This window comes from bacterium (assembly GCA_026398675.1).
GTDB lineage: Bacteria > RBG-13-66-14 > RBG-13-66-14 > RBG-13-66-14 > RBG-13-66-14 > RBG-13-66-14.
Genome location: JAPLSK010000307.1, coordinates 1 through 11,419, shown reverse-complemented (window position 1 = coordinate 11,419; position 11,419 = coordinate 1). Strand labels below are relative to the sequence as shown.

Sequence of the window (11,419 nt, the reverse complement as noted above, 5' to 3'; positions counted from 1 at the left end):
GTTCCTGCAGTTCACCGCGGGCGGCGTCTTCCAGTGGATCGACGCCGATCCGCCCGTGAGCGTGACCGACGCCGTCTTCTACATCGCCTTCCAGCAGCTCGGGAACTACCCGTCCGCCGACTCGATAGGCGTGGACGCGGTGGCCGGGACGCACAACTGGACCGGCTACCAGGGCTCATGGACCCCGACCACCCTCTTCGGCGACTTCTTGCTCCGCTGCTACTGGGATGATACTCCTGGCGTCCAGGAGACCTCCTGGGGCGCCGTCAAGGCCCTGTACTAGCAAACCGAGACACCGACAGGAAAGGGCCCTCCGGGGCCCTTTTTCTGTAATCCAAAGCGGAAGTGCCGGCTCGTCGGTGACGGCCGCTTGGGCTCCATCAGGAAAGGGCCCCTCGGGGCCCTATTCGCGCGGCGGAACCTCCTCCGACCGTGGCCGACCGTCAGGGCTCCTCCGCCCGCAGGCCGGCCGGTTCTTGGCGGGCGAGGAAGCCGTCACGCGCACCCCGCGGGAGACGGTGCACCATCCAGCGCAACAGCCGCCGGGCCTCCCTGAGCAGCCTGGAGCGGGAGTCGGCGTCGCCCTGTCGCTCCGCCAGCCGAGCGGCCAGGTGCAGACCGCGGCGCAACTGGTCCACGAGACCGCCCCGGCCGCTGGCCCTCACGGCGCCTCGGAGGAGCTGCACCGCGTAATCCGTCTCGTTCTGGATCAGGTAGAACTCGACCAGGGCGAGACGCCCCTCGAGCTGACCCAGGTCCGTCGGCGTACCCTCGTCCACCGGTTCCAGAAGCTCCTCGGCGGGACCCAGGTTGCCCGCCTCCATCTCCACCCGGGCCAGGTACCCCCTGGCCGTGTCCCATTCGGGCAGCGCCACCGGCAGCGGTGACCCGCCCAGGGCCTTCAAGAGCTCGGACCGCGCCGTGCCGAAATCCCCTCGCTCCCAGGCGAGACGCCCCCCGAGCAGGGCGCCGAGGTGCTCCGGGGCGTCCTTCAGACGGTCGAGCGTCCCCTCCACCCCGATCCAGTCCCCCAGCTCGAGCCGGACCATCCCCCGGGTGAAGAGGGCCGACCAGCGCAGGCGGACCGACTCGAATTCCTCGGCGAGCTCTACGGCCCTACCCGCGTAGTGGGCGGCGCGACCCAGGTCCCCCCGGTAGCGGTAAGCGTTGGCGAGACCGGTGTAGAGCTCGACCTGCAACGGGGGGAGAGGCCGGTGCTCTATCTCGTCGCGGCCAAGTTTCAGCGCCGCTATTGCCCGGCGGGGCCGCAGATTCACCAGATACCCCACCGCCAAGGGCACGACGGCGAGGACGGTGTTGAGGGCGTCGGCGCGCTGGAGCGCCAGCCAGCAGGAGTTGCGCAGCAGCGCCAGCCCGCGACGGTTGCGGTCGAGGGAAAGCTGAGTCAGCCCCCGCCCACGCCCGGCGCTCCAAAGTCCGGGGAAGTCCCCCGCGCCAAGGGCCTGACGGTAGAGAGCCCGGTAGGCGTGATCCGCATCGGCCAGCCTCCCGGCGAGGAAAAGGGCTCTGGCGTGGACCTCGCGGACGAACCAGCTCTCGGGGTATTCGAGGCTCCCCGCCCGCTTCGTGAGCGCCCCGCCGAGTTCCAGGGCCTCGTCGAACCGCCCCAGTTCGAGGAGGACCTTTACCCGCTCGGCGCCGGTGCCCAGGGTGAACAGGGAATCGTCGGTACAGATGAGCGCCGCATCGAAGTACCCCAGAGCCTGCTCGTACCGCCCCTGGTGCGCCGTGGCCCGGCCCAGCTCGAGGTACGCCTCGCCCCGCTCCCGTCCCCGGCTCCCCTCGAGGGCGTGGAAAGCCGCAGCCGCCGCCCGACCGGTCTCCCCCAGACGGCGGTGGACTTTCGACGCCAACAGCTCCACCCGCACCAGGTCGGCGCCCCGGGCGACGGTGCGTATATAGGCCAACGCCCCCCGGGCCTCGGTGAAGCCGCCCAGCTCCACCAGACGGTTGACGTACTCCAGACCCCCCCGCACCGCCTTCCCCCGGTCGCTGCCGTAGAGCCGGTGGTAGCCGTGTGGGGCATACATCCGGTTCCCGGACTCCAGGAAATCGGCGAGGCGGTCGTGCAGCATCGTGGCGCGGTCGCAGTTATCGCGCAGCGTCCGGGCCAGCGAGGTGGTCACGAGGGCGGGGCGATTCCCCGAACGCATCTGCAGCAGGCCCTTCGAGCCCAGCTCGCGAAGCGCACCGGCTAGTTGGCCGGGGTCGTCCACCAGGGCCCCCAGCTCCTCGAGGGTCGGCTTCCATGCGGCCAGGGCCAGTATCTCCGCGGTCGTCCTGGCCGCCGGACTCAACCCGCGCAGACGCCGGAGGGTGAGCCCCCGTATCTCCCGGGGCACGCCGGCCGCCTCGGCCCCGAGGAGGTCCACCTCCCATGATCCGTGCCGCCGACGGAGCTCTCCCGAGTCCATGAGCTGACGGAGGGTATCGGCGATGAACAGGGGGTTGCCGCCGGCCGTCCGGTGGACGAAGGACGCCAGCCCGCGCGGCGGCGTCTCGCCCAGCATGGACTCGATGAGCTCCGCGACCCGCGCCCCGTCCAGGGGGGCGAGGTGGTAGACCTTGCCCGGCGGGTTATCCTCCTCGGTGGTGACGATGACCGGTACCCGCTGGCAGAGCTGCCCGAGCCTCCTCGCCGTCTCCAGCGCGCCCTCCGTGTCGCCGTCGAAGACCACGGCCCGGCCCAGGTTGTCCAAGAGGCCCGCGGTCGTCCGCAGGAGCCGCTCGACCTCGCCGTCCGGACCCAGGGCGGGAGCGGGCTTTACCCCCCACAGCCCAGCCAGGGGCGGCCAGCACCGCGCCAGCACCGGTCCGGCCTCCCGGCGGAGCTCCGGCCCCGCCACGGTCGAGTGGGCGATACGGCGGATGAGCTCGCCCAGGGGATCGCTCGAGGCGCCCAGCTCGACGAACCAGACGTCGGCGCCGGCCAACTGGCAGCGGTAGCGCAGTTCGCGCAGGAGCCTGCTCTTGCCGGCCCCGGCCTCCCCCTGGATGACGACGAGCCCCCCCAGCGGCTCGGTCACCTCGCGGAGCACCTCCTCGAACAGGGCGTCGTGACCGACGATCCGGGGCGCCAGGAGGAAGCTCTCGGCGGTGGAGGGCGTCTGGTACTCGAAGGACCGCCCGGCCCAGGCGTTGATGGCCCGGATGACCGTGTTCGCGTCCCGGAAGCGCTTATCCGGCCTCTTCGCCAGCAAGCGCAGGATGAGGTGCTCCAGCGGCTCCGGCAGGTCGGGGTTCAGCTCGCCGGGCGGTCGCGGGGGAAGGGTCAGGTGGCGGCGGATGACCTCCCGGCCGTCGGCGGCGTCGAAGGGGTAGGCGCCGGTGGCCGCGAAGTAGAGGCTCACCCCGAGAGCGTAGAGGTCCACGCGGTGGTCGTATGCGGCTCCCGAGAGGATTTCCGGCGCCAGGCAGTTGACCGTCCCCGGCGCCGTGCGGCGCAGCTCAGGCTCCTCGTCATCCTCCTGGTCCGCCAGGCCGAAATCGGTGAGCACCACGCCCTCGGCCCCCTCGACTCCCCGGCGAAGCAGGATGTTCTCGGGCTTGAGATCGTGGTGGATGTACCCCCGGGTGTGGATGTAGTCCAGGGCGCGCAGGACGCCGACGGCTATCTCGTAGATGCGGTCCGGGGCGAGCCTGCCGCCCGTTTCAAAAAGATCGGTCCCCTCGACGAGCTCCATGGTGAAGAACGCCCGGCCGCCTTCATCCACCCCGAACTCGTACACCCGGCAGAGGTTGGGGTGGCGCAGGTGGGCCAGGGCGGCGAACTCGCCGCGCAGGCTCTCCAGCAGGTGGATATTTCCCTCCGGGCGCGGTTGCTCGGCGACCTGGTCGGCGCGCAGGAGTTTGAGGGCCCGGGGCTGGCGGTTCTCCACGAGGTCGAGGACCTCGAAGACGCGGCCCATCCCACCCCGGCCGAGCTCGCGCCGGACCTGGTAACGTCGGGCGATGATCCAGGGTGACGGGTCGGTCATGGGTCCGGGGGTGGAGGGGCGGGACAAAGTTAGCAGAGAAAACCGTCTTATTCAAGTAATCACGCGGAAGACAAGGGGTTTAAACCCCTTGCCTCAGCATCCAACGGCGACAAAGCGCCCGGTAATCGGACCGGAACCGAGCGAACCGAGCGAAGCGAGCTACGCCCCCGGCGAACCGAGCTACGCCCCGGCGAAACGGCGCGGCGGGAGGCGGGGGAGGGCGTCGTCCTTGCCGGTCCCGGGTCGTTCTGCTATCATCTTTTTTAAGCTGCGATGCGCATCCGGGCCCGTCCACGTTACCGGCGGCGGGAGAATACCCCTCCCGTCACTACCGGCCGGTGCGCGGGAGCGGGAGCCTCCGGTATAACAACCAATTGAAGGGCAAGGGGTTTAAACCCCTTGTCTCCTACGTCCCACGATGTCCACGCCCGGTACAGAGCCCCGGGTTTTTTTCCGGGAGACCCTGCGGCTGGCGCTCCTCGGCGCCCTGGCCGCCTACGTTCACGTAGCGTTCTTCTACGTCGCGAATTGGGTCTCCACCGGCTCCACCCCCGGGTGGGAGCCCGTCGTGGGCGGTTTTTGGGGCGTCCTGCGCAACCTCTCGGCCGCGCTCTTCTTCCACCCCGCCGTGGGATTCGTCGCGGGCCTCGTAGTCGGCGCCCTGTGCACGCTCGCCGCCGGGCTTCTCCGCCTGGACTCTGGACCCCGGAGGACGGTGGGCGTCGTCGCCGTGGCGGTCACCGCCTTCGCCGTTCTGGGGCTCCCCTGGCCCCCGTCGGAAATATTCACCCGCAACCTCTTCGCCGTGGGTTACGCGGTGAAGCTCCTCCTGGGCGTCGGCTTCGTCTGGGCCGCCCTCCGAGCGGAGAGAGTCGGCGGCGCCGTCATAGACAATGTCTCCCGCATCGCCGGGTACGTGCTCTCCGGCTCCGCCCTCCTGTGGTTTCTTTTCGCCTTCGTCTTCCAGGGCCTCTTCGTTCCCAACGACCCTGGGAATTCCGTCCCGCCCGGCCCCAACGTGGTGGTCATCCTGTCCGACGCCCTGCGGGCCGACGTCACCTCGCTCTACGGGGGAGAGGTGCCGACGCCGAACCTGGAGCGGCTGGCCGCGCGCGGGGTGACCTTCGAGCGGTGCTTCTCGACTTCGAGCTGGACCATCCCCGCCGTGACCTCCCTTTTCACCGGCCTGGCCCCCGAGGTGACCGGCATGGACTCCTTCGTTTCCTGCCTGCCCCGGCTTTCGTACCTGCCGGAGCGGCTGGCGGACGCCGGCTACCGCACCTGGGCCATGATCGGCAACCCGCTTCTTTCCCCCAGGGCGGGCGTAGGCCGAGCCTTCGACCGCGGGTTCGACCGATACCTCTCCTACGACGAGAACTTCTACGGCCAGGGCTTCCTCGGGGCTACCGAGGATTCCATCTACAACGAGATCGCCTTCGGAGTGAACCAGCTTCTGACGGACCTCGATCCCGAGGGCGCCGCCGCCCTGGGGCCCCGCGACGCCCTCGATATGCTCCGCGCCCTCGACCCCGCCGGCGGTACGTTCCTCTACATCCACCTCTTCGACCCCCACGCGCCCTACCGCCCGCCGGAGCGATTCCTCCCGAAGACGGGCTACGAGGGGCCCTACGCGACACAGAGTCTGGACTTCCGCGACCACGCCGACGAGCTGACCGGGGAGGACCTGGCCCAACTGAAGCGGCTCTACGAGGGCGAGGCGCGGCTGGTGGACGAGTGGCTCGGGCGGGCGCTGGACATCGCGGACGACCGGGGGCTCTGGGAGAACACCGCGTTCATCTTCCTGGCCGACCACGGGGAGGAGTTTATGGAGCACGGCGCCCTGACCCATTCGGGGGTGAACCTCCAGGACGAGCTGACCCACGTGCCGCTGGTCGTCTACTGGCCCGTTCGGCTGAAGGGTGGAGGGCGGGTCGTCGAGCCGGTCTCGCTCTGCGACATTTTCCCCACCGTCCTCGCCGGCCTGGGCCTGGAGGGTGAGAAGGAACCGGGTGACGGCCGGAGCCTCTTCGAGCCCGTTCCGCGGGACCGGGCGGTCTTCGCCCAGCGCTGCCTGAACGAGCAAGGCCGGTCCTTCGATTCCGACTTCGTGGTCCGCGGGGGGATCGCGCTCTTCGTCAACCGGACGTCGGGCGTCCGCGAGCTGTACCTGGACTACCCCGCCCACCCCGCCAACGCGCTGGTCGGGCACCGGGAGCTGGCGGAGCGGATGGAGCTTCTGCTGGACGAGTGGCATGCGGGGAACGAAGCCCTCTCCGAGCGCCTCGGCGCGGTAAAGGGTGGTGAGACCGTGGACCCTGCCCAATTGGAGAAGCTGCGCGCCCTGGGCTATCTGCAGTAGGGGGCGGATTTGCGGCGTGAGAAGGGGGGGGCTAATCGTCCGTATCGGCCGGCGGGAGGCTGCCCGGCGCGCCGTCGGAGACGTAGAGATTTCCGTGGTGCGCCACCCAGCGCGGGGTGTGGCCGTTGCCGCCCTCGCGCGTGTGCATTTCGATGCGGGGCATGGCGAGGCGCTGCTGAAGGAAGGTCGAATCGGCGGGACTGGGCGCCAGGTTGTCCCAGGTCACAAACGCGAGGTCCATCCAGTAGTCCACCCCGTCGAAGCGGCCGGCCTCGACGGCCTTGATGCCCTCGGGGTTCTTGGGCGTCCGGCCGTAGGGGTAGGCGAATAAACGGACGCGCCCCACGAGCTCGGGGCACAGGTCGTAGAGCGCCGCCTGGCATAAGCCGATTTGCCGCCGCACCTGGTAAGGGTCGCAGCGGCGCAGGTTCACGTGGTCCGCGGTGTGGTTGCCGACCTCGTAGCCGTTCTCCATGAGCCACCGGAGCTTGTCCCCCGCCGTGGCCGCGTCGCCGAAGGGGACGACCCACACGCCGGCGTTCAGGAAGAAGACCGCCGTCCGCCCGAAGTCGGGGTGCTCCCGGCCGAAGGCCTCGAGGACGCCCACAGCGCAGTCGGGGTCTATCGAGCCGTCCGGGAGGAGGCGGAAGTTATCCGCGTGGCCGTCGTCGAAGGTGAGAATGAGCGGCTTGCGGCCGGCGGGGACCCGGAACGTGTCCTCGTAGTAGTCCCGTAGGGAGATCAAGACGAAGCCCGCCTCGTAGAGCTGGAGGAGCTGGTTGTAGAAAACCGCCGGCGGCACGTTGTAGATAGAGTCCAGCGCGGCGGAGACGTGGTGGTACATGAGGATGGGGATACCCCCGGATTCGTCGGGCGCCTCGGTAAGTGGAACAACAGCGTCCGCGGCCGGCGCGGCGGCGGCGAGAATCAAAAGGGTGAGGAGCGCGAGGGGCATCGTCCGCCGGGGCTCGGGGGCGCCCCAAGTATAGCTTCACGGGGCGGCCCGGTACAAATCGGCGGTCCCTTTACCTCGTGACCCCGGTCCGCTATAATCTTTTCCCCCAAAGGGAGTGAAGGGCGATGACGGCGGTGATAATCATCTTCTGGACGGCCTTCGGGGTGATGGGGCTCCTCTACTTCGCCTACCCCCTCCTTCTGGCGGTCCTCGCGAAAATCATCCGCCGCCTCCCCAAGGACGACCCGGACTACCGGCCCACCTGCACCGTCTTCATCCCCTGCCACAACGAGGCGGGCAACATCCGGGCGAAGATTGAAAACATCCTCGCCCTGGATTACCCGGCGGAGAAGCTCGAGGTCCTCATCGCCGACGACGGCTCCGGCGACGGCACCGTGGAGGTCGCCCGCGCCTGCCTGGAGGAGAAGGGCATGGTCGAGCCGAGGCCGGGATTCCCGCGCTTCAGGATAGAGGCCTTCGCCGAGAACCGGGGCAAGACCCAGGTGATGAACGCCCTCTCGCCGACGTGCCGGGGCGAGATAATCGTCTACTCCGACGCCAACGTGCGCTTCGAGCCCGACGCGCTCAAGCGTTTCGCCGAGTTCTTCGCCGACCCCGAGGTCGGGTGCGTGAGCGGCAACCTGGTCCAGCGGCCGCCCGAGGGCGAAGAGACAGGCACCGCCTACGGCAACAGCTTCCTACGGCGCTACGAGGACCGGCTCAAAATCTGGGAGGGGATGGTCGCCACCTGCCTCTTCGTCCAGGGCGGGCACATGGCCCTCCGCCGGGAGCTCTACCGCCCCTCGCCGCCCGAGGTCTCGCCCGACACGCTCCTGGGTGCGACGGCCTGGGCCGAGGGGAAACGGACGCTGGTCAACTCCCAAGCGAGAGCCTGGGAGTACACCCAGTCGCAGATCGAGGGCGGGTTCAAGCGCGAGGCACGGCTGTCCGTCCTGCGGATGAGCGTCTTCCGGCACATCTCGCGCATCCTGCCGTGGAGGCGCCACTTCATCTACAACCTGCACTTCTTCATGCGCAAAAAGCTGCGCGAGATGACGCCCTTCTTCATGCTCGCCATGCTGGGAGCGGGTGCCGCGGCGGCCCTCGCCGGGGGCTTTTATTTCTGGCTGGCGATGGGGCAGGCGCTCTTCTACTTCCTGGCCCTGGTGGGCTGGATCGGGCACGACCGGCTCCCCGGCGCCCTGTGCGCCCCCTTCTTCATGGTGAGCCTCTTCGCGGCGCAACTGGTCGGGGTGCTCAAGTATTGGACCGGCCGCCGGGCGGTCACCTGGAAACCGCGCGGCGACTAGGGTTGCCTTGGGGGCGCCCTTGGCGGTATAATGCCGCCTGCTGCGGGGCGGTGTCGAGCTTCAAGCTTGCCCCTCACCCTAGCCCGTGGGCGACTGTTCCTCCCCAAAGGGGAAAGGGGACAGGCGGAACAGTGTCGAGCTTCAAGCTTGCCCCTCACCCTAGCCCGTGAGCGACTGCTCCTCCCCAAAGGGGAAAGGGGACAGGCGGGACAGTGTCGAGCTTCAAGCTTGCCCCTCACCCTAGCCCGTGGGCGACTGCTCCTCCCCAAAGGGGAGAGGGGACAGGCGGAACAGTGTCGAGCTTCAAGCTCTTAAACGTTAATTAGTCTAATGGGATTAGCGCGCGGCGACGATTAGAGAACTAAAATACCCGTTCCCCGCGGGACAGGCACAAGCCACTGGCTTGGCGGAGTAGCTCAGACGGTTAGAGCACACGGCTCATATCCGTGGAGTCAAGGGTTCGAGTCCCTTCTCCGCCACCAAAAGGAAAGCATCCCGGTAAGGGATGCTTTTTCAACGCGATCCGCGGGTCAGTACAGCGCCTTGATCTCGCCCCAGGTGCTGTTTTGCACCCCGGGGGCGTCCTCGGTCGTGAAATCCCATACGAAGTCCTGGCTGGTTTCGTTGCCCTGTATATCGGCCAGCCCGGCGGCCACGGTGCAGGTGATGGCGTCGGCGTAGGGCAGGTCGTCATCGGGGATGAAGATGCAGACGACGTCGAGGGGGTCAGTGTCGTCAATGTACAGGACCCCCGATATCACGCCGGTCGGGGAAGGCCCGTCGGTGTTGTAGGACAGATTGACGTGCACGGGACCCCGTGAGGTGTCCTCCACGGTGAGCTCGATGGTCGCCACGTCCACCCCGGAAACATCGTCCACGACGTGGAAGACGATTGTCGTGTCCACGTGCACGTCAACCTCGCCGTCATCGGGGTCCATGCCGGTCACCTCGGGCGGGTGGAAGTCCCCGGCGGGTTCGTCATCCCAGTAGCAGCGGAGCATGAAGTCACTGAAAATCGAGATGCTACCCCAGGCGCCCCCATAGCCGGTCCAGTTGTGCGTGCCGGCCGCCGCGTCCACGCCCACCGAGTCACAGTGCGAGGTACCGCCGATCTGTTCGAAGGCGATGTAGAAGGTGCTGGTGCTTAGGAGAACCGAGGTCTCGACCCACTCGAAGGAGCCGCTCCCGGTGAACCCCAGGTAGGTGCTGTCGAGGTCCGCGCCGGGATACCCCCCATCGTCGCCGAACACGTGCATGTAGCAGCCCTGGTAGGTGGAGTCGGGCCAGTTCGGGTAGGTCACGGCCCCGTAGGCGGTGACCAGACCGTCGGCGACTCCGCCGGTCTTCTCGTCGTCGAAATCCACCGCCCAGTAGTTGCCGCCGCTGTACCACGTCCAGCCGCTGGATAGTACGCCGTCGTCCCAGTAGAACTCTGACTCCGTCGGCGGGCCGGGGTGGGCGTTGATGGGCGGTCCGGTGGTGGACAGAGCCGGGGGATAGGCCGCGGCGCCCATGACCAGTACGACGATGGCAAGGAACACCTTTCGCATGATCCTCCTCCCGTGGTTGAAAGAGCATCTATTCGACTACGCTACATCTAGATATAGCATAGAAAATGAATATCGGCAAGATGTGTCCTCCAAAATGCGTTCATGGGAGCGGTTTTGCAGGCGCCCCTCTTACGGCTTGAAATCTTCTAGTACAGCGCCTTTATCTCGCCCCAGGTGCAGTTCTGCACCCCCGGCTTGTTCTCGGTCCTGAAACTCCAGACGATGTCCTGGAGGGTTTCGTTGCCCAGCGCGTCGGCCAGCCCGGCGGCCACGGTGCAGGTGATGGTGTCGGCGTAGGGCAGGTCCGAATCGGGGGTGAATTTGCAGAGGACGTCGAGGGGGTCTATGTCGTCAATGTACAGGACCCCGGAGATGACGCCGGTCGGGGAGGGACCGCCGACGCTGAAGGCCAAGGCGAAATTGTGGGCGTTCTTCGAGGTGTCCTGGGCGGCGAACTTGATGGTCTCCACGTCCACGCCGGAGATGTCGTCCACGACGCGGAAGATGATTTTCGTTACCACGGGCACGCCCTCGGCGCCGTCGGCGGGGTTCAGGCCGGTCACCTCGGGCGGGAGGTAATCCTCGCCGGGTTCGTCCTCGGTCGTGAAATCCCAGACGATGTCCTGGCTGGTTTCGTTGCCCTGTATATCGGCCAGGCCGGCGGCCACGGTGCAGGTGATGGCGTCGGCGTAGGGGAGGTCGCTGTCGGGAGTGAAGGTGCAGACTACGTCGAGGAGGTCCGCGTCGTCAACGTGCAGGTCGCCGGATATCACGCCGGTCGGGGAGGGACCGCCGGCGTTGAGGGCCAGCTTGAATTTGAGAGGCCCCCTGGACGCGTCCTGGGCGGTGAGCTCGATGGTCGCCACGTCCACTCCGGAAACGTCATCCACCACGTGGAAGATAATCGTGGTGTCCACGGGGACGTCCACGGCACCGTCGGCGGGGTTCAGGCCGGTCACCTCGGGCGGAAGGAAGTCCCCGCCGGTACCGTCCTCCCAGTAGCAGCGGAGCATGAAATCGCCGAAGAGGGTCGTCTTGGACCAGTCTCCCCCATAGCCGGTCCAGTTGTGCGAGCCCGCCTCGGCGTCCACGGCCACCGAGTCGCAGTCCGGGTAATCGCCGATCTGCTCGAAGGCGATGTAGAAGGTGCTGGTGGACAGGGCGACGGCGGCGTCAATCCACTCGAAGGAGCCGGGATCGGTGAACCCCAGGTAGGTGCTGTCGAGGTCCGCGCCGGGATACCCCCC

At 67.8% G+C, this 11,419-nt stretch carries 7 protein-coding genes and 1 tRNA gene; 4 read left to right on the top strand and 4 right to left on the bottom strand.

Annotated elements, in window-relative coordinates; genetic code table 11:
- Positions 1-283: hypothetical protein (locus NTW26_09105; protein ID MCX7022411.1), on the top strand; the 283-nt coding region annotated here is incomplete at its 5' end.
- 160 nt (positions 284-443) lie between these two features.
- Here NTW26_09105 and NTW26_09100 read toward each other — a convergent pair.
- On the bottom strand, positions 444-3,998 hold the full coding sequence (locus tag NTW26_09100; protein MCX7022410.1) for a protein kinase: 3,555 nt from the start codon (positions 3,996-3,998) through the stop codon (positions 444-446).
- 418 nt (positions 3,999-4,416) lie between these two features.
- On the opposite strand from NTW26_09100, the gene NTW26_09095 reads away from it, so the two are divergent.
- A complete protein-coding gene (locus NTW26_09095) occupies positions 4,417-6,357 on the top strand; it encodes a sulfatase (protein MCX7022409.1) in 1,941 nt (646 codons plus the stop codon).
- 31 nt (positions 6,358-6,388) lie between these two features.
- On the opposite strand, the gene NTW26_09090 is transcribed toward NTW26_09095, so the two are convergent.
- Positions 6,389-7,312: a polysaccharide deacetylase family protein gene (locus NTW26_09090; GenBank protein ID MCX7022408.1), complete on the bottom strand. Its 924-nt coding sequence runs from the start codon at positions 7,310-7,312 to the stop codon at positions 6,389-6,391.
- A 125-nt stretch (positions 7,313-7,437) separates the two neighbouring features.
- Here NTW26_09090 and NTW26_09085 point away from each other — a divergent pair, with 125 nt between their 5' ends.
- Both NTW26_09085 and NTW26_09080 read left to right on the top strand, forming a co-directional pair.
- The gene (locus NTW26_09085) at positions 7,438-8,622 is read left to right on the top strand and encodes a glycosyltransferase (GenBank protein ID MCX7022407.1); all 1,185 of its coding nucleotides are present in this window, start codon (positions 7,438-7,440) and stop codon (positions 8,620-8,622) included.
- A gap of 405 nt (positions 8,623-9,027) precedes the next feature.
- Positions 9,028-9,104, top strand: a tRNA-Met gene (locus NTW26_09080).
- Between the two features lie 48 nt (positions 9,105-9,152).
- Here NTW26_09080 and NTW26_09075 read toward each other — a convergent pair.
- Entirely contained in the window at positions 9,153-10,172 is a 1,020-nt protein-coding gene (locus tag NTW26_09075) for an Ig-like domain-containing protein (GenBank protein MCX7022406.1), read from the bottom strand.
- A gap of 146 nt (positions 10,173-10,318) precedes the next feature.
- Positions 10,319-11,419, bottom strand: a 1,101-nt coding sequence (locus NTW26_09070) for an Ig-like domain-containing protein (protein ID MCX7022405.1), incomplete at its 5' end; no start/stop codon positions are given.